Here is a 23,597-nt window from a genome sequence, read left to right on the forward strand (position 1 = left end):
AACGGCTTTCTTCAATTAAAATCGGTAAAACCGGATTTGTTTTCCGAGTCCCAAAACAAGGGGAACAAGAAAAATGGTGTGCAATTGGCAGCCGCGCCAGCGGCAGCGCTGGCGCTCCCCTGGTTTGCGGCAGAAATTTCAGGATGGGCAGCCGGAGCCGCCGGGCTTTTGGGCATGGCTCTCCCGCTAAAGGGCGATACGCCTCAGGATGACAACTGCGATTATCAGCTCTATAATGTCGACGTGCCGACGTGCAATGCAATCAAAGAACGAAGAGGTGAGGCGGCAGCTCAAAGGTGCTTTTCTTCAGCAAATGAGCGCTACGCAGCTTGTATTGCTGGTAAACCTCGTGCTCAATGGCCGCCATTAGACACATGGAACAACTAGGAAAATCTGAGTACGCCATTAAAGCCATGGCCGTAAACGGCGATGGTGATCGCGCACCTTTTACCCTATCCATTTATGACGGGGGCAAGGAGGGGACAAACTATTATTGTTGGGTGCGATGTCCTTATATCCGGGATTATGACCTGAAGATTATTAATATAGGTAAATCGGAGTCACTCAAAGATTCACTTGAATTCATAAAAAACTTTTTAAAACATTCGAACACGCAACTCATAAACGAAAATGAGCAGCAAGTTGACCTTCCGCCGCTGGATACATGGAACAACTGACCGACCCCATCTTCAAACTTGATGCCATCGTCGTAAACGGGGATGGCAAAAAGGCACCATTTTCTCTTTCCATATTTTATGGAGGGATCGAAGAAAAGGATATCTGTCACTACTGTTGGGTAAGATGCTCGCACATTCGGAACCGGGACTTGAAGATTTTTGGCGTTGACGATGCCGGTGCTCTTGCGGGAGCCCTTTTATTCACCGAAACATATCTCAACACGGGGGTGAATTTCTGATCAATGAGGACGGAGAGGAAGTGTGCTTGCCGCCGTATGAATACGCTGCAGAAGAGCCGTAAAGGTTTTGAAACAGCGTAGCCTGTGACATACGAGTCCAGCGATCCTTTTTCTCTCTGCTTTGAGTTCACTCACCGGGATTGTCAGAGTAAACCAACTTGAAACGGCGAGATTTGTTTCGTAGCTTTATTGAATGAGAAATCCATTCCGTCGTGCAATGAGATTTTGAAACGCCGTGGGAAACAAGCTGGAGCGCGCTGCCGTGCAACGGCGAGTGAACGATACTCCGCCTGCTTGGCGGGCAAGCCGCGTGATCAATGGCCACCGCTGGATACATGGAACAACTGACCGACCCCATCTTCAAACTTGATGCCCTCGCCATTAATGGCGAGGGCGAACGGGTGCCATTTTCACTTTCTATTTTTCGTGGGGGGATTGAGGAGCTCGGGCATTTTTGCTTGGTTCGCTGCCCGTACATTAGAAGCCGAGATTTGAAGATTATTGGCGGTGATCATGAAGAAGCCTTGGCAAATGCCATTTTATTCACCGAAAGCTACCTCAAAAACACTGGGACGCGGTTGGTCGATCATGGTGGCCGAGAAGTCTGCTTGCCACCGTATGAATACACCGTAGAAGAGCCGTAAAGGTTCTGAAACGGCATAGCCTACGACATACGTGTCCTGTTTCTCCCAATTTTGAACTTGCCCATTCCCTGTTACGCGCTGCGGGAATATCCACACGATCAGCTTGATCCCTATCAATGACGCCGTCTCCAATACTTAGATAATGACCACATTATTCGGATCAATCGGGTGCGGCACATGGTGAAACGATGGCGGGACAATGATGTTGTGCACCTTGATTTACGAGGGCTTGCGCCGCCGGAACCCATGATCAAAGTCCTGTCGGAAATCGACGGCGGTGCGGATTATCCGATCATTGTCCACTTGGAACGCGACCCCATCTTTCTCTATCAGGAACTGGAAGAGCGGGGCTGGTCTGGCCGACTCATGAATGAAGAACAAAATAATGCGTCGGGTGAGGCCGTTGTGATGATCGAGTTGAAACCGGATGTAACGCGGTGAGCGATCAAGGCCCCGAACTTCCCAATTTTCAGCCGGAAGCTTTTCCCGGTGCGATCCTGGCTGGCGCGCAGAGCCGCTTGATCCCGTACGGGATACCGTTGCGGTTTTTCGTCGCGGCCAGCATGTTCCAGATTGTGGCGTGGGGGTTGCTGACGTATGGGCATGCGGACGTTTCGGCTTTTTTCGGCGGTTATGGCGTTGTTTTGGCTGCGCTGCATGCGCTGACTTTGGGGGTTTTGGCGATGACCGCTATGGGCGCCTCATATCAGTTGTTGAGTGTGGCCACCGGCGTTGTCCTGAAATCGCTTTTGCTCTGTCGGTTGTCGTCTTGGCTGTACATTCCGGGAACAGGGCTGTTGGTCTCCGCCATGTTTATTGGCAACACGCCAGTGATGTTGCTGGGCGGCGTGCTGGCGGTTGCTGGGTTGGCTTTGTTCGGCGTGACCGTTGGCACCGTGTTTTGGCAGTCCAAGTCCCTGCAAGCGACGGTGCGCCATGGCTGGGTCGCCTTGATCAGTATGACTTTGCTTGTCGTTGCGGGGTTGTCCTTGATCGTTGATTTCAATACGGGCTTTTTGGGTGTTGGCCTATTGCCCGAGCATGCCAAGTTGGCGCTTAGCCATGGCTTGCTCGGCGGGTATGGCTTCATGGGGATTTTGGTCATGGGCTTCAGTTACGTGCTGGTGCCGATGTTCGTTTTATCGCCAACACCCAACCCAAAGCTTGCGGGCGTGTCCTTGGGCGTAAATTTGGCAGGACTCATACTGGCCATCGGCGGAGTCCTGTCTGGCAACACCGCCGCCATGATCGTGGCGGCTGTCCTGGGCCTCATAGGGGCAGGTATTTATCTGCATCTGTTGCTTAAGGCGCTGCGCACGGGGATGAAACGCCGTCTCGGCTTGTCGTTCGTGATGGTTCGCGCCAGTTGGGGATTGTTGATCGCATCGATCGTCATCGGTGGGTTGGCCGCAATCGTACCGCTAGATTTCAACTTATTGCACCTGTTTGGTTTTATCCTCATTTTCGGTTGGTTGCTCACCTTCCTTACGGGGATTTTACAACGCATTTTGCCATTTTTGGCGACGATGCATGCCCACAAAATTGGCCGTCCCGCCCCGCGCATGTCGGAAATGGGGCATCAAAATATCACGCTGAAACTGCATGCGCTGTGTCATGGCGCCGCCTTGGTTTTGGTATCGCTCGGCATTCTTTTGGAGCTGGACGTGTTGGTTCTGCTGGGCGGCGGCTTTGGTGTGGTGGGGGCTGTTGCCTTCTTATGGTTTGCCCTGGGCGTCAGTGAAACGGTTATGACGCTGTACGGCAAAGAAGAACAATCAAAATAAACAAAAAAAGGAGAACATTGGATGGAGTATTCCCTCGACATCTGTAAGACCCTGCACAGTGATCATATGGCAACGGTTCGTATGCTTGAAGATTTGGAGGAAGCACTGAGCAAGATCGGTCGTAACACGGCACCGAACGAACTCTCACCCGAACTTACCAACCTGTTGAACGGGCTGGTTTCCATTATGCAAACGGAAATCTCCAGCCACTTCCGTTTCGAGGAAGAAAATTTATTTGTCCGCCTCGAACAAATGGGAGATATGCCGATGCTGTCCATCTTGCGCAGTGAACACGACACGATCCGTCCGTTGGCGGAAAAGCTGACCGAAGTAATCGAAGCCCTGTTGGCAGGTGGCATAACGTCCGAGATCTGGGCATCGGTTTACGACATGGGCATGGAGTTGGCGGAACGCGAAGTTTTCCATATTCAAAAAGAAGAGATGGGCTTTTTGCCGCTGTTGGAACATGTCATCACGTCCGAGGAAGACCAAGCCCTAACGGTCGCATTTGCCACAGCAAAATAACGGAATTTTACACCGTTTCTCAATCGGCATTCCCCAACCGAAGCTGTTTCATCCAATCTTCCGCGCAGCTGACACACCTGTGACGGACCCACGTGTTTTTATTTGGCGATGGCTGGATAGGCGGCGCGGCGTGACCACACAATCACGGCGGCTGCGGTGATGTTCATGATCAAAGCGTAGGTGATGGCTGGAACCACCAAGATCGGGTTGCCCAGTACCGATACGGCGATGAAGATGGCCAAAGCGGCATTTTGCAATCCGCACTCCAACATAATCGCAATGGAATCGGCACGTCCCAACCCGAGGACCAAAGCGGAAACAACCCCCAACGTCATGGTCGCCACATTGAGCATCACCAAGCGTGGGCCGATTTCGGTGAAATAGGTGAGGATGTTGTCCATCTGGCCGACAAATGCACTGGCGACGATCAGGGCAAAGATGATGGTGGCCAATTGGCGGGCTTTGGGACGCGCCCAATTGGCCCAGTTGGGCCGCTTGGATTGCAACGCCATGCCCAGCACAATCGGTAAACTGGTGACCACGAGAATCGAGGCGATGATGCGTCCAAATGGCATCTGAATGGTGGTTGCGGCGTCGGGGGTCAGGCCCAAGATATGGGTTTGCGCCAAACCTAAGATGATGGGTACGGTGACGACGCTGGCCAAGCTGGCGATGGCGGTCATGGACACCGACAGCGCGGCGCTGCCACCCGCCAAGGTGGTCAGCAAGTTCGACGTGATGCCCCCCGGTGCCGCCGCCAAAATCATCAAACCCAAAGCAAATTCGGGGCGTCCGTTGTAGCCGATCAGAACGACCAGGGCGATCACAGGCAACAGGACGATTTGATTGATCAGTCCCACCAAAATGGCGCGGGGCGCGCGAAACACCCGCGTGAAATCGTGCAGCGTCAGGCCCAATCCGATGGCAAACATGATGAAGGCGAGGCCTAATGGCAGCAGACTTTGCATGGGCTTGATCAATTCCTTTTGGGCGTATGCTTTGGGGTGTTAGCGGCCGAGAGGTTTGCGCACGGCGCCCTTTTTTTCGGCCAGAAGGCACAATAAATCGTGCGCAATCGTGGCGGCATTGATGGCTGTCAATTCAGATACGTCATAAGCCGGGGCAACTTCGACCACGTCCATGCCGACCAAATTGAGCGCGCCCAAGCCCCGCACAATCTCCAACGCTTGTGCCGACGTCAGCCCGCCCGGCACGGGCGTGCCGGTGCCGGGGGCGAAGGCCGGGTCCAGGCAGTCGATGTCAAAGGTCAAATAGGCCTTGGTATCGCCCACCCGCTCTAATATTGCTTCGATTGTGGCGTCCACGCCGTTGCGGTGAACCCAAGGCGAGGTGAGAATGTCAAAGCCGTGATCTGAATCGTTGTGGGTGCGGATGCCGACCTGGATGGAGTGTTCAACCTTCAACAGGCCCTCGTTTTTGGCGCGCAGAAACATGGAGCCGTGATCAAAACGTTTGCCGTCATCTTCCCAGGTGTCGGGATGGGCATCGAAATGGACCAGCGCGATCGGACCGTGCTTGGCGGCCACGGCGCGCAAGATGGGATAGCTGACGAAGTGATCGCCGCCAAAGCTGAGCGGTAAGACGTTGGCGTCTAAAATACGCGTGATGTGCGCTTCGATGGCATCAACAACTTGGTTTGGATACTGCGCGTCGACAAAACAATCGCCGACGTCCACCACGGCCAAATGGTCAAACGGATCAAATCCAAACGGAAAGGCGGAAAGTTCCGCCAATTGTACGGACGCTTGGCGAATGGCGCGCGGTCCCAACCGGGCTCCGGAGCGATAGGTGGTGGCGCAGTCGTAAGGAATGCCGCTGACCGCGACGTCGACGCCGCTCAGGTTTTCGGTGTATTTGCGGCGTAAAAAGCTCACCGCGCCGCCATAGGTCATTTCCGGCCAGCGGCCATACAGATCGTCTTTGCGAAAGGCTTGGTCGCCGTGATTTTGGTCCGACATAATGATTTTGTCCTCAGATTGCAAACCTCAGTATACGGCAATTTGGTGGCTGATAAAGGGTTACAGCAAATCCCTCAGCTTGAAATACGCCATGGCCAAAACCAGGGCCGGTTTGCGCATCAGCACCCCGCCGGGAAACGACATGTGGGGAATGCGGGTGAAAACGTCAAACCGCTCGGCTGTGCCTTGAACGGCTTCAGCCATGAGTTTCCCCGCCAGTCCGGTAAGCAAAATCCCATGCCCGGAAAAGCCGTGGGCGAAAAAGATGTTTTTGCCCACGCGGCCAAAGTGCGGCAAACGATTGACGGTGATGGCGACGTTGCCGCCCCACGCATAATCGATGCGGGTCCCCGCCAGTTGGGGATAAACCTTGTTCATGGTGGCCCCCATGGTTTGTTTCAAATCGAACGGGACCAAGCCGGAATAGCTGACCCGTCCGCCAAACAACATGCGTTTATCGGCGGACAGTCGCCAATAGTTGAGCACGAAGTTGATGTCGACCACGCCATCGTCGTCGCGAATGAGGCTTTTGGCCAAAGCGCCGTCCAACGGTTCCGTCGCGACCATAAAGGTGCCCACGGGAATGATTTTGCGGGCAAGTTGCGGTTCCAGCTTTTCCAGGTAGGCGTTGGCGCACAAAATCACATGGGCGCACTTGACCGATCCCTGGGCGGTGGTGATGACGGGGGCGGTGGCTTCCGCTATGTGGGTGGCGGGGGTGTGTTCATAGATGACGGCTCCCGCGCGCTCCGCTGCTGCCGCCAAGCCCAATGTATAATTGAGCGGGTGCAGATGGCCGCTGCCCGGATCACTGAGCGCACCGATGTATTTGTCGCTGCCCACCCGCGCGCGGGCCTCACTCTGATCCAGCATCTTTAGGCCTGGATAAGTGCAATCGTTTTCCAGTTCATCCTTGAGCGTTTGCAATTCGTGCAGCTGGCGGGGTTTGATGGCCATCATCAAATGGCCCCATTTCAGATCGCACGAAATGGCATGGGTGGCAACTGTTTCGGCCAGCAAATTTTTGGCTTGCAGGCCCAGCTCCCAAAGTCTCTTGGCATCGTCAGGTCCCACCAGAGACGCTATTTCGCGCACCGTCTTGTTGTAACCGATGATGGCTTGTCCGCCGCTGCGCCCTGACGCGCCCCAACCGACTTGATGGCTTTCTAACACAACCACCTTGAATCCTTGTTGCGCCAAATGTAATGCTGCCATAGACCCGGTGATGCCCGCGCCGATCACGCACACGTCACACAGGACGTCGCCTTTTAAAGGTGCGCGCTGGGGTGACGGGTTGGCGGAGGCTGCATAATACGAGTCCGCATGACGGGTGTTGTGTATCGTGCTCATGGGCTCACTCTAAAACGTTTTAGGGCAAAAGGGGTGCGTCGATGGCCTTGTTGGGGTTTTGTGTGCGACGGATATTGTCCATTATATTTTAATGGCGTGAATAGGGAAAGGTCTGTGGCGTTATTTCAGATTTTGCCTGCTAGCAGGGCATAATCAATTGCAACAGCGGGTAATTTACAATGCCAGGCGTAATTTATAAAGGTTCTATTCGTGCCTTGTTGGTCGTTTGTGGGCATGGTAGTGTTGCATATATCAAACGTTTTGCCGTTATGGCTTTGTTTTCATTGAGGTGAAAAGACAATCATGCGCTCCGTGCCCATTGTTGCAGTTTCTTCGTGCATTAAAGATGTCGACGGCTATGCGAACTATGCGGTCGGCATAAAGTATGTCAACGCGTTGGCAGAAGCCGCAGGCGTGACGCCCATTATTTTACCTTCGCTCGGTTCCTCCACCCATGCCGAAGACGTTTTGAAGGTGTGTGACGGTCTCTATCTGACCGGCAGCGTTTCCAACGTTGAACCCCATCATTTTGGCGGTGAGCCCAGCGAAGCCGGGACCTTGCACGATCCCCAGCGCGACGCCACGATTATACCGTTGATCCGTCAGGCGGTCCAAGAGGGTGTGCCGGTGTTTGCCATTTGCCGGGGATTTCAAGAAATGAACGTCGCCTTTGGCGGCACCTTGCATCAAAAAGTCCATGTCGTAGCAGGCAAGATCGACCACCGCGAAGACCGCACGCAGACCCCCGACGTCTATTTTGGGCCCGCCCATGAGGTTGAGTTGGTTGAAGGCGGCCTGTTGCACGGTATCGCCGGGGCATCGCGCGTGAGCGTCAATTCACTGCATGGCCAAGGCGTGGCGCAACTGGCACCGGGCCTTGACGTTGAGGCCACAGCGCCGGATGGTCTGATCGAAGCGTTTTGCGTCAAAGGGGCCAAGGCGTTTGCCCTGGGCGTGCAGTGGCATCCCGAATGGAAAGTCATGGAAAACGCATTTGCACGTGCATTGTTTGAGCGTTTCGGCGAAGCTTGCCGGGGGCGCGCTGAGAAAAGAAATGAGCGATGACACATTCAGATAAAATTATCGATATCGATGCCTGGTGCATTGAGCACCGGATCACCGAAGTTGAATGCCTGATCCCCGATATTTCGGGCATTCCGCGCGGGAAAATCTTGCCGTCTGAAAAATTTCTCAAGGGCATTCAGACCGATACCCATCGTATGCCGGAAAGCATGTTCACCCAGACCGTTACGGGCGACTTTCCCGAAACCTTCGATTTGGTGTCGGTGGTCGATAAAGATGTGGTGATGCGCCCCGACCCCAGCACCATACGCCCGGTGCCTTGGTATACGGAACCGACCGCGCAGGTGATCTGCGATTGCGTCTACACCGATGGCACGCCTGTGGACATTTCATCGCGCCAAGTGCTGCGCGAGGTGCTGGCCCTTTACGAAGACAAAGGCTGGAAGCCAGTGATCGCGCCCGAGGTCGAGATGTATCTGGTGAAGAAAAACATCGATCCCGATTATCCGTTGGAACCGCCCATTGGTCGGTCCGGCCGTCCGGAAACGGGCCGTCAAGCTTTCGGCATCGATGCCGCCAACGAATTTGATGAAGTCTTTGAAGACGTCTACGATTATTGCGAGGCCGAACGCATCGACATCGATACCCTCAATCACGAAGGCGGTGCCGCGCAGATGGAGGTGAATTTCCTCCACGGCGACTCCCTCGATTTGGCCGATCAGGTCTTTTTGTTCAAGCGCACTTTGCGTCAAACCGCCATAAATCACGGCGTTTACGCCACCTTTATGGCCAAACCCATGCAAAGAGAAGCGGGCAGCGCCTTGCATATTCACCAAAGTCTTTACGACCTGGAGACAGGTAAAAACGTATTCAGCGATGACGGGGACGGCGATACGCCCTTGTTTATGTCATGTGTGGCCGGCATGCAAACCTACGCCCCTGTGATGATGCCCTTGTTTGCGCCGAACGTGAATTCTTACCGCCGTTTTGCCTATGAAGAGGCCCCCATCAACACCCATTGGGGGCTGGACAACCGCAGTTGTGGATTGCGCATTCCGCGTTCCGACCCGGCGTCTCGGCGGGTCGAAAATCGGCTGCCGGGTGCGGACGTTAATCCTTATCTGGCGATTGCGGCGACCCTGGCGTGTGGCTATTTGGGCATGATCGAAAACTTGACGCCGACGGCACCGGAACTCGGCAACGCCTATATTCTTCCCAAAAACCTGCCGACGCATTTGTCCGACGCCTTGAAGCGCTTTGAACAGAACGCGTCGGTGCGCAAGATCCTGGGCGATCGGTTCGTCGATTTGTTCTGCATCGTTAAGCGGGAAGAATTGGTGACTTATGATCAAGTGATCAGTTCGTGGGAACGCGAACATCTGTTGTTGAACGTTTGATCTGACGTGTGTCTCCCCCAAAAAAGGATAATTCAATGTCCAATGCTCTGAACAGCACCCTCGAATGGCAGCAAGAAGATCGCGACCACCACCTGCATCCCTTTACGGATATTGCCCAGCTGAGCAAAAAGGGGGTGCGCGTCATCACCCGGGGCGAGGGCGTGTATATCTGGGATTCTGAGGGCGAAAAACTCATCGACGGCATGTCGGGGCTATGGTGCGTCAATTTGGGTTATGGCCGCAAAGAACTGAGCGATGTGGCGGCCAAGCAGATGAACGAATTGGCCTTCTACAACACCTTCTTTCAAACCACGACCATGCCTGCCACGGCTTTGGCGACGCTGTTATCAGAAGTGACGCCTGCAGGTTTTAACAACGTTTTTTACGGCAACTCGGGTTCCGAATCCAACGACACCGTGGTGCGTTTGGTATGGCGCTATTGGGACACCAAGGGCCAGCCCAGCAAAAAGACCTTCATCGCCCGGAACAACGCCTATCACGGCAGTACCCTTGCCGGGGCCAGCTTGGGCGGAATGGGCTATATGCACAAACAAGGCCCGTTGCCCCTGGCCGGATTTGAGCATATCGAGCAGCCCCATTGGTACTTCAATGGCGGCGATTTAAGCCCAGACGCTTACGGCTTGGTGGCTGCGCGCAAACTGGAAGACAAAATTCTGGAACTGGGCGCCGACAATGTGGCGGCGTTTATCGGCGAACCCATTCAAGGGGCGGGGGGCGTGATCGTGCCGCCCGACACATACTGGCCGGAAATTCAGCGCATTTGTCGCAAATACGACGTGTTGCTGGTATCTGACGAAGTGATCTGTGGATTTGGCCGCACCGGGGAATGGTTTGGTTGCCAATCCTTTGGTTTTGAGCCCGATTTGATGACCATGGCCAAGGGCATGTCGTCGGGCTATATCCCCATTTCCGGGGTCATGGTGCATGATCGCATCGTCGAAGTTTTGAAAGACAGCGGTGATTTTAATCATGGTTACACCTATTCGGGCCATCCGGTGTCGACCGCCGTGGCTCACGCCAACATCACCATTTTGCGCGACGAAGGTATTGTCGAGCGGGTCAAAACCGATATCGGGCCTTATTTTCAGGGGCGTTTACAAGAATTTGTGGATCATCCGCTGGTCGGCCAAGTGCGTGGTCGCGGCTTGATTGCGGCGATGGAATTGGTCAAAGATAAAGAAACGCGCAAAGGCTTCGAAAAAGTTGGCGAAGTGGGTATGATCTGTCGTAATCATTGCTTTGAGAATAATATCATCATGCGTGCGACTGGGGATGCGATGCTATTGGCGCCGCCGTTGGTGATCACCAAAACAGAAGTTGATGAACTGATGGAAAAAGCCCACATGTGCCTCGATATGACGGCAAAAGATCTTGGCTTCATGTAAGGCCTGTGTACTTGAGTTTCTTATGATTTGTGGGAGCTAATTGATGAAAAAGTTAAGTGCAGCACTTTTGGCCGTGGCCGGGTTGGCCTTAGGCGCGTGTGGCGATAAGCCAGAAGAAAAAGTTGTAAACGTCTATAACTGGTCGGACTATATCGATGAACAGATTCTCACCGATTTTACGACTGAGACCGGCATCAAAGTGGTCTATGACGTTTTTGATTCCAATGATGTGTTGGAAACCAAATTGTTGGCTGGTTCGTCGGGTTACGACGTGGTGGTGCCGTCGGGCACCTTCTTGGCGCGGCAAATCAATGCCGGTGTGTTCCAGAAGCTGGACCGATCAAAGCTAACGAACTGGGGCAATCTTTGGGATATGGTTTTGGATCGCACCTCGATTTGGGATCCAGGCAACCAGTACGCTGTCGATTACATGTGGGGCACCACGGGCATTGGCTACAACACCAAGCAAGTGGCTGAGCGCATGGCGGATGCACCGGTGAATTCGTGGGACTTGGTCTTCAACCCAGAAGTCGCTGCCAAGTTTGCCGATTGCGGTATCTATATGTTGGACACGTCCGATGAAATGATTCCCGCCGCGCTGAATTACATCGGGGAAAACCCAGACAGCAAAGACCCGGCCGTGATCGAAAAAGCCGAAGCCGTGTTGATGGCGATCAGACCGTTTATCCGCAAATTCCATTCTTCAGAATACATCGACGCCCTGGCCAATGGCGATGCGTGCGTCGCGGTCGGTTGGTCGGGCGACATCTTGCAAGCCCGTGATCGCGCTGCCGAAGCCAAAAACGGTGTCGAGGTCGCTTATGTGACGCCCGATGGCGGTGCACAAATGTGGTTTGACATGATGGCCATTCCGGCAGATGCCAAGCACCCCGACAATGCGCATACGTTTATCAACTACATCATGCGCGCCGAGGTGATGGCGAAGGCGTCAAACTATGTTTTCTACGCCAATGGCAACAAAGCCTCGCAGGAGTTTCTGACCCCTGACGTGATCGGTGATCCGGCGATTTATCCGACTCCCGAAGCGTTGAAGAAGCTGTTTATCATCACACCCTATAGCTCGGATGTTCAGCGCGTTTTGACGCGCATCTGGACGCGGGTGAAAAGTGGTCAATAAGTTCTGAGAAATCAGCCGTCCCACCTTATGGTGGGGCGGTTTTTCAGCCCACATCAAAAGGTGCCAAGCGCCATGATCGAAGCCAATTCTCAAGAGCACACGGTGTTTGCGCCGTGGAATGAAGCGGACAAAGAACCCTTTGTGCGGATTGAGAACGTTACCAAAAAATTTGGTAATTTCGTCGCCATCGACAACATCTCTCTGAATATATTTGAGCGTGAATTTTATGCACTGCTCGGCCCCAGCGGGTGCGGCAAGACCACGCTCTTGCGCATGCTGGCGGGCTTTGAAATCCCCACCTCTGGGCGCATCATTATTGACGGCGAAGACATGTCAAAGGTGCCGCCGCACAAACGGCCCGTGAATATGATGTTCCAATCTTATGCGCTGTTCCCGCATATGACGGTCGAACAAAACATCGCCTTTGGCTTGAAACAAGACCACCTGCCCAAGGCAGAGATTGCGGACCAAGTCGAGCGCATGATCAATTTGGTGAAGCTGAATGCGTTTGCCAAGCGCAAACCCGAACAGCTGTCTGGCGGCCAGCGTCAACGGGTCGCGTTGGCGCGGTCCTTGGCGAAAAATCCGAAGATGCTTTTGTTGGATGAGCCCCTTGGCGCGCTGGATAAAAAACTGCGCGAAGAAACACAATTCGAGTTGATGAACATTCAAGAAAAACTCGGCATCACCTTCGTCATCGTCACCCACGACCAAGAAGAGGCCATGACCGTCTCGTCGCGGATCGCCGTGATGGACAGCGGCACCGTGGCGCAAGTCGCACCACCCGCGGAGATCTATGAATTTCCAAATTCGCGCAAGGTTGCCGACTTCATCGGTGACGTGAATATTTTTGAAGGCCGTGTCGCCGACGTTCAGGCCGACAGCGCGCAAATCCTCATCAATGCCAGCGACGTTCCGGTGCGCACCGGACGCAGCGTTGAAGCCGCGCTGGGCGAAACCGTGTGGGTTGCTGTGCGCCCGGAAAAGATGATCGTCTCGTTGAACCCGCCCAAAAACATGACGGAAAATGTCTTGAAGGGGGAAGTCTGGGACATCGGCTATTTGGGCAAGTTGTCGGTCTATCATGTGCGCTTGCAAGATAAGCGCATGGTGACGGTGGCCATGACCAATCGCTACCGGGAAACGGAACACACCATCACGTGGGAAGATTCCGTTTACGTGTCATGGGCGCCGAACGCCTCTGTCGTGTTGATGAGCTGAGCGGGGTGGCTATGACATCACCCGACCCGATGAAGAAAAAACACAAAGGTTTGCCCCTCGTATCGGGCGGTTTGGTGAGCATGATTTGCGAGTGCCCACCGTATCGCTGGGCGGCGTCTCGGTGTTATCGATGGGGCCTGCAAGGCCGCTCTCTGACGGTGATGGTTCCGTATCTGTGGCTGGTGCTTTTGTTTTTGGCCCCGTTTCTGATTGTCGTTAAAATCAGTTTCTCCGAAATCCGTATTGCCATCCCGCCGTATGCGCCACTGTTTGAAATGATCGATGGTCTATACGTTCAGCTCAATTTGCATATGGCGAACTATCAGCGTTTGTTTCACGACGATCTCTATATGCATGCGTATCTGAGCAGCTTGCGGATCGCGGTGGTCTCGACTGTGCTGACGCTGCTGGTGGGGTACCCGATTGCTTATGGCATGGCGCGCGCGCCTAAGTCTTGGCGATTGCCGCTTTTGATGTTGGTTATTTTGCCCTTTTGGACGTCTTTTCTGATCCGCGTTTATGCCTGGATCGGTATTTTGAAAACCGAAGGGTTTCTCAATATGTTTTTGCTGTGGACCGGCGTGATTGATGAACCGTTGGTGATCTTGCACACCAACATCGCGGTCTACATTGGCATCGTTTATTCCTATCTGCCGTTTATGATTTTACCGCTCTATTCCAGTTTGGAAAAAATGGATCATTCACTGTTGGAAGCGGCTGCGGATTTGGGTTGCCCGCCGCACAAAGCGTTTTGGAAGGTGACGTTTCCGCTGTCACGCCCGGGCATCATTGCGGGCTGTTTCTTGGTGTTTATTCCGGCAGTGGGGGAATTCGTGATCCCTGATCTTTTGGGCGGATCAAGTACCTTGATGATCGGCAAAACCTTGTGGTCTGAATTTTTCAACAACAGAGATTGGCCGCTGGCGTCCGCCGCAGCCGTAATCTTGTTGCTGTTGCTGGTGGTGCCGATCGTGTGGTTCCAACGCTTCCAATCCAACCGTTCTCAGCTGGGGGAATAGGGGGGCACATGATCAAATCGTGGAGTTGGTTCAACAAGGTTTCGCTCATTGTCGGGTTTGCCTTTTTGTACGTGCCGATCATATTGCTGGTGATCTACAGCTTTAATGAATCTCGACTGGTCACCGTATGGGCTGGATTTTCCACAAAGTGGTACGGCCAGTTGTTCCAAAATGAAGGCATCATGAATGCTGCCATGGTGACTTTGAAGGTGGCGTTTTTATCCTCAACATTGGCGACTATATTCGGCACCATGGCTGGATTTTCCATGGTGCGGTTCGGTCGTTTTCGCGGACGCACGTTGTTCAACGGGATGATTTACGCGCCGTTGGTGATGCCGGAAGTCATCACCGGGCTATCATTGCTGTTGATGTTTGTCGCCATCTCGTTGGATCGGGGCCTATGGACCATCACCTTGGCCCACACCACCTTCGCCATGTGCTATGTGGCCGTTGTGATCCAAGCGCGGCTCAACGCGTTTGACCGTTCCATCGAAGAAGCCGCGATGGATTTGGGCTGTCCGCCGTTAAAAACCTTTTTTGTCATCACCTTGCCGATTATTCTGCCCGGCGTCTTGTCGGGCTGGTTGTTGTCCTTTACGCTTTCGTTGGATGACTTGGTGATTGCCAGCTTCACCACGGGGCCTGGTGCGACCACGTTGCCGATGAAAATTTATTCTATGGTGCGTTTTGGTGTAACGCCTGAAATCAATGCTGTGTCGACCATCTTGATCGGCATCATCGCGACCGGTGTCCTGTTGGCGTCGGTGCTGCATAAGCGTCGCGAAAGCCAACGCAAAAATGATGAATTACTCGCCTCGGCAATCCCTTGAACTCTTTGAGGGACACATGTCGAAGCGTACAAATGGAGATGATTTTATGACCGCCACCTGCCTGGACCGGCCCAACCCTGAGGTCTTACGCAAAGAAGCGGAAGCCTTTTTGACAAAGTTCCCCCGGATCGAGCATTTGGATGCGTTGTTCCTTGATATCAACGGCATCTTGCGCGGCAAGCGCTATCCGCGCACGGAAATCCCCCATCTGTTTGAAAAAGGCATGTTGATGCCGTATTCGGCCATGATCGTGGATGTGACGGGCAACACCTCGGACGCGGGCGGGGTTGGTTTTAGCGATGGCGATCCGGACGGTGTGATGTACGCGGTGCCGGGAACCTTGGTGCCGGTGCCGTGGGCGCATGAGCCGACGGCGCAGTGCATCGTTTCTTTTGACGGCACCAACGGCGGCAAAGAATTTCTGGAAGCGCGCAATATTTTGCGCCGTGTGGAAGCTCGTTTGAACGCAGATGGTTTGTACACCGTGTGCGCGATGGAACTGGAGTTTTATCTCATCGATCCTCAGCGCACCCCGGATGGTCGCCCGCAAGCGCCGATTTCGCCCGCCACGGGCGAACGGGAAATTTCCACCCAAGTTTATGGCATGGAAGAACTGGAAGACTATTCGGCCGTGCTCAGCGATATCGAAAAAACCTGTCATGCTCAAGGCATACCGGCATACACCGCCAGCGCCGAATACGCCGCCGGGCAGTTTGAGGTGAACTTGAAGCATTCCTCTCCCGCCGTTTCGGCGGCGGATCATGCTGCCCTGTTGTGCCGGGTGGTGCGCAATGTGGCGCTTGAGCACGGCTTTCGCGCGACCTTTATGGCCAAGCCGTTTTTGGATCAGGCGGGCAACGGTTTGCACATGCATGTGAGTGTTTGCGACAAAGACGGCATCAATCTTTTCGCCAACGGGGATGATCCGCACGCAAACATGATCCTGCGGCATGCCATCGGCGGCATGCAGGCGGGGTTGTTTGAATCCATGGCGGTGTTTGCCCCGTGCATCAACGCCTACCGTCGCTACCAGTCCAACATCTATGTCCCTATGGGCAAAACCTGGGGGGTCAACAATCGGTCTTTGGCGTTCCGCATTCCGTTAAGTGAAGGCAGCGCGCGGCGTATCGAACATCGGGTCGCGGGCGCCGACGCCAATCCTTATTTGGCGCTGGCTGCGGTTTTGGCATCCCTGCATTATGGTATCGTCCATGAAATTGATCCCGGCGAGGCCACCTCAGGAAATGGCGGTGTTGAGCCTGACGTAGATTTCCCGCGCACCATCGAAGACAGCCTCACGGCGTTTAGTGAGGGGGCTATTTTGCGCGATTATTTTGGCGAGTGGTATTGCGACATCTATCAGCTTACCAAAATCGCCGAAGTCACCAGTTTCCGCGATTACATATCCAAGCGCGAATATGACTGGTACTTGTAATACGTTGCCTCAACGAACAAAAAACCCCCGCACCGAAGTGCGGGGGTTTTTGTTTTGAGCCTTGAGCTGAACGCTTAAGGGGCTCAGGTCTTGGAAGCGTGAGCTTAGAAGCCCATGCCGCCACCCATGCCGCCCATGCCGCCGCCCATGCCGCCCATGTCGCCACCCATGCCGCCGCCAGCACCAGCCGGTTCGGGCTTGTCAGCGATCATGGCTTCGGTGGTGATCAGCAGACCTGCAACGGATGCAGCGTCTTGCAAAGCGGTGCGCACGACCTTGGTCGGGTCGATGATGCCAGCTTTGACCAGGTCTTCAAAAACGCCAGTTTGAGCATTGTAGCCCCAGTTGGTGTCTTTGGATTCCATCAGCTTGCCGGAGATCACGGCGCCATCGGCACCCGCGTTCTGAGCGATCTGACGGACCGGGGTCAAAATTGCGCGACGGACGATGTCGATGCCAACGCTCTGGTCGGGGTTCTCACCTTCCAGTTTAACCAAGGCTTTGGACGCGTACAAAAGCGCCGTGCCGCCACCGGGGACGATGCCTTCTTCAACGGCAGCGCGGGTCGCGTGCAGGGCATCGTCAACGCGGTCTTTGCGTTCTTTGACTTCGATTTCAGAGCTGCCGCCAACGTGGATAACAGCAACGCCGCCGGCCAATTTGGCGAGACGCTCTTGCAGTTTTTCCTTGTCGTAGTCGGAAGAGGTTTCTTCGACTTGAGCACGGATCTGGTTGCAACGGGCCTGGATGGCTTTCTTTGCGCCAGCGCCGTCGACGATGGTGGTTTCTTCTTTGGTGATGGAAACGCGTTTACACGTGCCCAGCATGTCCAAGGTGACGTTTTCGAGCTTGATGCCCAAATCTTCGGAAACCACGGTGCCGTTGGTCAGGATGGCGATATCTTCCATCATGGCTTTGCGACGTTCGCCGAAACCCGGAGCTTTCACCGCAGCAACCTTGAGGCCGCCGCGCAGCTTGTTGACCACCAAGGTCGCCAAGGCTTCGCCTTCGATGTCTTCTGCAATGATCAGCAGCGGGCGCGAGGACTGCACAACGGCTTCCAGAACCGGCAACATCGCCTGCAGGCTGGTCAGCTTGCTTTCGTGGATGAGGATGTAGGGGTTTTCCATTTCGCAGGTCATTTTGTCGGCATTGGTGACAAAATAGGGCGAAGTGTAACCGCGGTCGAACTGCATGCCTTCGACAACGTCGAGTTCGGTGCTGAGGCCTTTGGCTTCTTCAACCGTGATGACGCCTTCGTTGCCGACGCGTTCCATCGCCTGAGCGATCATGGCGCCGATTTCGGCTTCGCCGTTGGCGGAAATGGTGCCGACCTGTGCAACTTCAGCAGAGGTCTTGACCTTTTTGGAGCGCTTTTGCACGTCTTTGATGACGGCTTCTACGGCCATATCGATGCCGCGCTTCAGATCCATCGGGTTCATGCCCGCAGCGACGGCCTTGCAGCCTTCGCGAACGATAGCCTGAGCCAGAACGGTTGCGGTGGTGGTGCCGTCACCGGCTTCGTCGTTGGTGCGCGATGCGACTTCTTTGACCATCTGCGCGCCCATGTTTTCGAACTTGTCAGAAAGTTCGATTTCTTTGGCGACGGTGACACCGTCCTTGGTGATGCGCGGAGCGCCGAAGGACTTGTCGATAACCACGTTGCGGCCTTTGGGGCCCAGCGTCACTTTGACGGCGTTCGCCAGCAAGTCTACACCAGCGAGCATACGCTGGCGGGCATCTGTGCCGAATTTTACGTCTTTAGCAGCCATGTTGAATTTCCTTACGTTTGGATTGGCTTAAAGCAATGAGTGTGGAGAAAAGAAACAGCCGCTTGGCTTATTTCTTTTTGCCTTTGGCAGAACCGTCAACCACGCCGAGGATGTCGCTCTCTTTCATGATGAGCAGGTCTTCGCCGTCGATTTTGACTTCGGTGCCGCCCCATTTGCCGAACAGAACGCAGTCGCCGGCTTTGACTTCCATGGGCACGATGGTGCCGTCGTCGCGGCGTGCGCCGGTGCCGACAGCAACGATGATGCCTTCAGAAGGCTTTTCCTGTGCGGTTTCGGGGATGATGATGCCGCCGGCGGTTTTCGCTTCTGATGTGAGACGACGAACCAGCACGCGGTCGTGAAGTGGCCTGAACTTCATTTCTGAATCCTCCAGAAATTCTTGAGAAATTGAATGTTGCGGGTTAAGCAAGCGCCGTTGTTAGCACTCCCCCCAACTGAGTGCCAAGGATTTAAGGGGGCTAGGGGGGGTCTGTCAACTGTGGCGCAGATAAATATTTATGAAATTTCAGAGAAAGCGGGGTTTCGCGGCGTTTGGCGACTTAAAAACCAGACGCTTCCCACATCACCAACACCTTGCCACGATACGGTTGCCGGGCAATCGGCAGGGGGCTGGATGGAATTTCGTTCTCACTTAGGGTGGCGACGACGACGCCACCTGGGTTGGCTTGGGCCCAGGTGCGGCCCTCTTCCATCGTTTCCAGGCTCACGACCGGCTGCGTGAGGCGGCCCAGAAATTGAAATTCGCCGTGATATTTGCCGACGTAGGCCACGTTGCGACCCTGGTCTTGCCAAACCTTAATGCGTTGGGCGGCGGGTTCTAAGTCATAGGCCTTGGAAAATGCCGGAGCGGCTGTCAGATGCAGCATGACAATGAGGGCCGCGGTGAGAGACGTGATCAGGCGCACTTCGGCCTCAGTCCCCGAGGTTTTAAAAGCCGCGCTGATGAAAGCCAAAAGGATAATCGGAACCAGCCACAAAGGCTCGGCGGCGTCAGCCCAATCGGGCACCGGTTTGCCCAGCAACGGCACAATCTGCTCCGCCGCCACCAGGCCTGTCAGCAAAATCAGCCCCAGAACCCCCAGCGCCATCACCGGCACGCGGTGGCCTCGGCTGGGCGTTTGAATGGGGGCGTTTTTGGGGCTGAGAAGATAGGCGGCGAACAAAGCCAACGCCGGGAAAATGGGCAACAGGTAGTGGGGCTGTTTGCCGCTGATGGCGGAAAAAATGAGGAATGAGGCCCCGGACCAGATCAGCAAAATCCGCATCCCGCCATTGGTCCATACCCTGCCGGCCCAAAACTCGCGCAGCCCGGTTTGATGCCCTTCAATCGAACGTCCGCCTTGCCACAGCCTTGGCCACACGGTCCATGGCAACACCATCAAGGGCACCACCAAGGCAAACCAGTAAAAAGGCCTGCGGTGGGCAAACGATTTGACCATACGGTCCGCGCTTTGCTTGATGAATATGGCGTTGCGGTATTCTTCGCCGCCGATCCAGGCCGCTGGAATGGCCCAGGCCAGGGTGATGGCGACCCCCAACAGAACCGATGCCAGAACGCCGCCGTACCATTTGCCCCAGCTGGGTTTCATCAGGGCATGCGTTTGCCGTTCGATGAAAACCGGTCCCCAAAGTGGGGCTGCCAGCGCCAAGGGCAGGGTGTGCACCAAAATCGCCGGACCTTTGGCCAGACCGCCGATGCCGATGCCGACGCCTGCCAAGAGGACACCTGCCCAAAAGCCGTTGCCAGTCGCAAAACCCGTCCAGGCCTTGACGGTGCCCAAAATCGCCACCAGAGCGGCAAACGTGACGATCAAGTCGAACATGGTCATGGTCGAAAAAATCGTCCAATACAGTCCGCTCAGCAACATCAGCGGAGCCATGGCGGCGCGCTTGGCGCGGAGGGTCTCAGAGGTCTCGGGCCACAGCGCATGGGCCAACTTGGCGGTGAGCGCTAGCGTTGCCAAGCCAAACAGCGGGGCCACCAAGCGTGCCCAGGTTTCAGAAACGCCAAACACCGCCCAGCCTATATTCATCAACCAAAAATAAAATGGCGGTTTGTGGCTATAAAGTTCACCGTTCAGCGTCGGCACCCAAAAATTGCCGCTTTGCCACATTTCCCAGGCGACGGTGATGTAGCGGGTTTCATCAATGGGCAGCAAGGGCCGCCAAAGGATGGCAGCCGCAACCAGGGCTCCCCAAATCAGGACCGTCAGCAGGGCGTCGAACTTTGGGGCGAAGGGTTTCAAGGTGCACTCGTCTTTTGGGGGTTGGGATTGAGCGGTTCGTCGTCGGCGCCCAGCTCTTCATCAATGTGCGTGTCCAGCGATTTGCCATGGCGAAAGTGGCGGTAAAGATACACCCCCAAAAGGCCTGAGGCGACAAACAAAACAACGCTTAAACTGATGCGCAACGCCGGGTCGACGGACACACCACTGCCCAGCAGGGCAAAAATCAGGGTTTGCGGAAAATAGCCCAAGGCCGAGCCGTTAAAATACGGGACCGCGCGGACGCTGGACACGCCCGCCGCCAAATTCGTCGCGACGTTGCTGCCGATGGGCAACATGCGGACCAGCAAGGTCATGGAAAAGGTGTGATCGTGCAAAAAATCGTCAAGGCTGCGCACGCGGGTGGAAAATTTCTTTTGCAACGGCGCACGGGCGAGCAGGCGGGCATAATAAAAGGAGCCGATGCAGCCAAGCACCGTACCCAGAAGCGCCAACCCGGTGCCAAGCGTCAAGCCAAAGGCGTATCCGGCCAGTCCGCTGACCACTTGACGCGGCAGCCCGACCCCGGTGGCCAGCGCGGCCAGGCCGATGAACAGCACCTCACCCGCGATCCCTTGGCCCTTAATGTGGCTGTCGATCCAGTCGTTGGTCAGCACGTTGCCCAAGTCGTAGGTTTGCCATACATAAAGCGCCGCCACCAACGTCGCCATTACGGCGACGCCCCGCAAGATCAGGCTGGGATTCAGGCTTTTGCTCATGGTGTGCCTATTCTCAAACGGTATTACTCAGGACGTGCTTCACGCACCAAACTGACCTTGGGTTTTGATCCCCGTGCCGTCAACCACATGACCCCCAAAACATCGCGCACGGCGACCGACAAACGATCCCACATGCCGTATTTGGAGGTGCCGCGTTCACGGTGGCGGTGATTGACTTCGACCGACACCACTTCGCCGCCTCTGCGGATCATGAGGGCGGGCAGATAACGGTGCATGTGGTCAAACCGGGGCATGTCGAGAAACGCGGTGCGGGTGAAAACTTTGAGGCCGCAGCCGGTATCAGGGGTGTTGTCGCCCAGCAGCTTTTGCCGCACGCCGTTGGCCAACTTGGACTGAAAGCGCTTCCACGCTGTGTCTTTGCGTTTTGCCCGCCAGCCCGCGACCAGCAACAGGTCCGCATCGGGGGCTTGCTTGAGCCGGGTGAACAATGCGGGGATGTCGGCGGGGTTGTTTTGTCCGTCGCCATCCAAAGTCGCGATGAAGGTTGCGCGGGCGTGCTTTACCCCCGTCGCCACGGCGGCGCTTTGCCCGCAGGCTGTGGCGTGCTTGTAAATGCTGAGGCGCGGTTGTTCGGCTGCTAAGATATTCAATTGCTCGGCGGTATCGTCGGTGGATCCGTCATTGACGTAGACGATTTCATAATGGGCCACGCCGTTCAGCGCGGCGGAAATTTCTTCGATCAAGGGGCGGATGTTTTCGCTTTCGTTGTGCACGGGCACGACAACGGCGATTTCATAGATGGGGGCGGTTTTGGTGTGATCTGTCATGGCGGTCCGAAAATGTCCCCAAGCTTAGAATATCAGCACGAATGCATGGCGCGTCCTGCTTTTACACGCTCTCACGCCGTCTTGCCAGTGTTGAGGGCTTGGTTTTTGCGAAAAAGACTTTAATTGCATACACTGGGGGCATTTCTTTCTTGGAGTTTTTTCAGTTCGAGGTATCATCGAAAAGTGTTACAAAAAAGAATACACTCCAAACAGGAACACGAATATCTTGCACGACTCCTTTGATCAAGCCCTGGCCTATGCGCGAAATGCGATGGAGCTGATGGTCCACAATGGCGTTCCGACGACACCGAATAATTTTTTGGTTTGGTACACGCATGTTTCTGGACGCGAGCCGGATTTGACGCGCATGATCGCCATTCTCAAGGACAATAAACAAGAGTTTTCCGAAGCCGTTTGTTCAGATTTGTACGTGAAGTTTTTCACCACCGAAATCGAAGATCTAACCTTGCAGGAAACGACGGCGCGCATTGAAGGCGAATTGCAGCGCATTCTGGGCTATGTCGGCGATGCGGGTCTGGGCGCTGCTGATTACGGCAAAACCCTGGAATCCGCCGAAGATGATATTTTGGGGGCGAAGGATGTCGACGGCCTGAAATATGCCGTGACCAAATTGCTTGCCGATACCCGCAAAATGGAAGAAATCAACGAAGCTCTGGAAAGCCAGCTGGCCACATCAACCGATGAAATCGGCCAGTTGCGCGACGATTTGGAAGATATGCGCCGTGAGGCTCTAACGGATGCTTTAACCGGCATCGCCAATCGCAAATTGTTTGATATGGAGCTGCGCCGTCAAGCCCGCGATGCCATGGAAGCAGGTGAAGGCTTAAGCCTTTTGATGCTCGATATCGATCACTTTAAGAAATTCAACGACACCTACGGCCACCAAACGGGCGATGAAGTGCTGAAATTGATGGCTGTGACCATGACCAAAGCGGTTAAGGGCGTTGATATTCCGGCTCGCTACGGCGGTGAAGAATTTGCGGTGATTTTGCCCGCGACCGATCTTTCCGGCGCGATCCATGTGGCGGAAAACATTCGTGAGCGGATTTCGACCAAAAAATTGGTTAACCGAGCAACCAATCAAGATCTCGGCCGGATTACAGTTTCGATTGGGGCGTCATCGTTCAACTTTGGCGAACCGCTATCGGATTTTATCAAGCGTGCGGACCAGGCTTTATATAAAGCCAAAGGCAACGGCCGCAATTGTGTGGTCAGCCAAGAAACTTTGGTCAGTGAAGCGCTGAGTTTCGACTAGGGCCTAATCTTAGGTTTCGACGGCCCTAGACTCTTACATAAGTCGGTGGAGCTGATCGTCCTTTTGTTTCAAGGACGTGACCCACGTGCA

Annotated in this window: 23 protein-coding genes and 1 pseudogene; 16 read left to right on the top strand and 8 right to left on the bottom strand. The window is 54.8% G+C overall.

The window, feature by feature from the left end:
- From BEN30_RS18655 to BEN30_RS10935, 7 genes and pseudogenes are all read left to right on the top strand, one after another.
- Positions 1 to 387: pseudogene (locus BEN30_RS18655) on the top strand (hypothetical protein); the annotation flags it as partial.
- Positions 375 to 677, top strand: a complete 303-nt coding sequence (locus BEN30_RS10910; RefSeq protein WP_139134989.1) for a DUF4270 domain-containing protein — start codon at positions 375 to 377, stop codon at positions 675 to 677. The pseudogene BEN30_RS18655 and the gene BEN30_RS10910, both read left to right, overlap by 13 nt.
- Entirely contained in the window at positions 665 to 916 is a 252-nt protein-coding gene (locus tag BEN30_RS10915) for a hypothetical protein (RefSeq protein WP_069958384.1), read from the top strand. Before BEN30_RS10910 ends, BEN30_RS10915 begins: the two co-directional genes overlap by 13 nt.
- A gap of 335 nt (positions 917 to 1,251) precedes the next feature.
- Positions 1,252 to 1,560, top strand: a complete 309-nt coding sequence (locus tag BEN30_RS10920; RefSeq protein WP_139134990.1) for a hypothetical protein — start codon at positions 1,252 to 1,254, stop codon at positions 1,558 to 1,560.
- A gap of 177 nt (positions 1,561 to 1,737) precedes the next feature.
- Entirely contained in the window at positions 1,738 to 2,001 is a 264-nt protein-coding gene (locus tag BEN30_RS10925; RefSeq protein WP_069958386.1) for a DUF2249 domain-containing protein, read from the top strand.
- Positions 1,998 to 3,344 carry a hypothetical protein gene (locus tag BEN30_RS10930; protein WP_069958387.1) on the top strand — a complete coding sequence of 449 codons (1,347 nt, stop codon included), beginning with the start codon at positions 1,998 to 2,000 and terminating at the stop codon, positions 3,342 to 3,344. The genes BEN30_RS10925 and BEN30_RS10930 overlap by 4 nt, the downstream gene beginning before the upstream one ends.
- Positions 3,345 to 3,365: 21 nt before the next feature.
- Positions 3,366 to 3,869: a hemerythrin domain-containing protein gene (locus BEN30_RS10935; protein ID WP_069958388.1), complete on the top strand. Its 504-nt coding sequence runs from the start codon at positions 3,366 to 3,368 to the stop codon at positions 3,867 to 3,869.
- 98 nt (positions 3,870 to 3,967) lie between these two features.
- Here the strand turns inward: BEN30_RS10935 and BEN30_RS10940 are convergent, their stop codons facing one another.
- Genes BEN30_RS10940 through BEN30_RS10950 form a run of 3 tightly spaced genes read right to left on the bottom strand, consistent with a single transcriptional unit; the run spans position 3,968 to position 7,198 of the window.
- Positions 3,968 to 4,849 (bottom strand): bile acid:sodium symporter family protein, encoded by an 882-nt coding sequence (locus BEN30_RS10940; protein ID WP_281201835.1) that lies wholly within the window; start codon positions 4,847 to 4,849, stop codon positions 3,968 to 3,970.
- 27 nt (positions 4,850 to 4,876) lie between these two features.
- Entirely contained in the window at positions 4,877 to 5,848 is a 972-nt protein-coding gene (speB, locus tag BEN30_RS10945; protein WP_069958485.1) for an agmatinase, read from the bottom strand.
- 60 nt (positions 5,849 to 5,908) lie between these two features.
- Positions 5,909 to 7,198: an NAD(P)/FAD-dependent oxidoreductase gene (locus BEN30_RS10950; RefSeq protein WP_069958390.1), complete on the bottom strand. Its 1,290-nt coding sequence runs from the start codon at positions 7,196 to 7,198 to the stop codon at positions 5,909 to 5,911.
- Positions 7,199 to 7,501: 303 nt separating this feature from the next.
- Between BEN30_RS10950 and BEN30_RS10955 the strand changes: the two genes are divergently transcribed.
- From BEN30_RS10955 to BEN30_RS10990, 8 genes are all read left to right on the top strand, one after another.
- Entirely contained in the window at positions 7,502 to 8,263 is a 762-nt protein-coding gene (locus tag BEN30_RS10955; protein ID WP_069958391.1) for a gamma-glutamyl-gamma-aminobutyrate hydrolase family protein, read from the top strand.
- Positions 8,260 to 9,618, top strand: coding sequence for a glutamine synthetase family protein (locus tag BEN30_RS10960; RefSeq protein WP_069958392.1), 1,359 nt, complete (start codon positions 8,260 to 8,262; stop codon positions 9,616 to 9,618). The genes BEN30_RS10955 and BEN30_RS10960 overlap by 4 nt, the downstream gene beginning before the upstream one ends.
- Positions 9,619 to 9,653: 35 nt before the next feature.
- Complete coding sequence (locus BEN30_RS10965) at positions 9,654 to 11,024, top strand: aspartate aminotransferase family protein (protein WP_069958393.1); 1,371 nt, start codon at positions 9,654 to 9,656, stop codon at positions 11,022 to 11,024.
- A 43-nt stretch (positions 11,025 to 11,067) separates the two neighbouring features.
- Positions 11,068 to 12,162, top strand: a complete 1,095-nt coding sequence (locus BEN30_RS10970) for a polyamine ABC transporter substrate-binding protein (RefSeq protein ID WP_069958394.1) — start codon at positions 11,068 to 11,070, stop codon at positions 12,160 to 12,162.
- Between the two features lie 72 nt (positions 12,163 to 12,234).
- Complete coding sequence (locus BEN30_RS10975; protein ID WP_069958486.1) at positions 12,235 to 13,383, top strand: ABC transporter ATP-binding protein; 1,149 nt, start codon at positions 12,235 to 12,237, stop codon at positions 13,381 to 13,383.
- A gap of 161 nt (positions 13,384 to 13,544) precedes the next feature.
- Positions 13,545 to 14,402 carry an ABC transporter permease subunit gene (locus BEN30_RS10980; RefSeq protein ID WP_069958487.1) on the top strand — a complete coding sequence of 286 codons (858 nt, stop codon included), beginning with the start codon at positions 13,545 to 13,547 and terminating at the stop codon, positions 14,400 to 14,402.
- Positions 14,403 to 14,410: 8 nt separating this feature from the next.
- Positions 14,411 to 15,232, top strand: coding sequence for an ABC transporter permease subunit (locus tag BEN30_RS10985; protein ID WP_069958395.1), 822 nt, complete (start codon positions 14,411 to 14,413; stop codon positions 15,230 to 15,232).
- A gap of 16 nt (positions 15,233 to 15,248) precedes the next feature.
- On the top strand, positions 15,249 to 16,667 hold the full coding sequence (locus BEN30_RS10990) for a glutamine synthetase family protein (protein WP_245649042.1): 1,419 nt from the start codon (positions 15,249 to 15,251) through the stop codon (positions 16,665 to 16,667).
- 104 nt (positions 16,668 to 16,771) lie between these two features.
- On the opposite strand, the gene groL is transcribed toward BEN30_RS10990, so the two are convergent.
- From groL to BEN30_RS11015, 5 genes are all read right to left on the bottom strand, one after another.
- Entirely contained in the window at positions 16,772 to 18,439 is a 1,668-nt protein-coding gene (gene groL, locus BEN30_RS10995) for a chaperonin GroEL (protein WP_069958396.1), read from the bottom strand.
- Positions 18,440 to 18,506: 67 nt separating this feature from the next.
- Positions 18,507 to 18,818, bottom strand: coding sequence for a co-chaperone GroES (locus tag BEN30_RS11000; RefSeq protein WP_069958397.1), 312 nt, complete (start codon positions 18,816 to 18,818; stop codon positions 18,507 to 18,509).
- A gap of 181 nt (positions 18,819 to 18,999) precedes the next feature.
- On the bottom strand, positions 19,000 to 20,706 hold the full coding sequence (locus tag BEN30_RS11005) for an ArnT family glycosyltransferase (protein ID WP_069958398.1): 1,707 nt from the start codon (positions 20,704 to 20,706) through the stop codon (positions 19,000 to 19,002).
- Positions 20,703 to 21,443, bottom strand: a complete 741-nt coding sequence (locus BEN30_RS11010; RefSeq protein WP_084005410.1) for a TVP38/TMEM64 family protein — start codon at positions 21,441 to 21,443, stop codon at positions 20,703 to 20,705. The genes BEN30_RS11005 and BEN30_RS11010 overlap by 4 nt, the downstream gene beginning before the upstream one ends.
- Positions 21,444 to 21,466: 23 nt before the next feature.
- Positions 21,467 to 22,231 carry a glycosyltransferase family 2 protein gene (locus BEN30_RS11015; RefSeq protein ID WP_069958399.1) on the bottom strand — a complete coding sequence of 255 codons (765 nt, stop codon included), beginning with the start codon at positions 22,229 to 22,231 and terminating at the stop codon, positions 21,467 to 21,469.
- Between the two features lie 226 nt (positions 22,232 to 22,457).
- Between BEN30_RS11015 and BEN30_RS11020 the strand changes: the two genes are divergently transcribed.
- Positions 22,458 to 23,507, top strand: a complete 1,050-nt coding sequence (locus tag BEN30_RS11020; protein WP_139134991.1) for a GGDEF domain-containing protein — start codon at positions 22,458 to 22,460, stop codon at positions 23,505 to 23,507.
- Positions 23,508 to 23,597: the final 90 nt, after the last annotated feature.

Source organism: Magnetovibrio blakemorei, from assembly GCF_001746755.1.
GTDB lineage: Bacteria > Pseudomonadota > Alphaproteobacteria > Rhodospirillales > Magnetovibrionaceae > Magnetovibrio > Magnetovibrio blakemorei.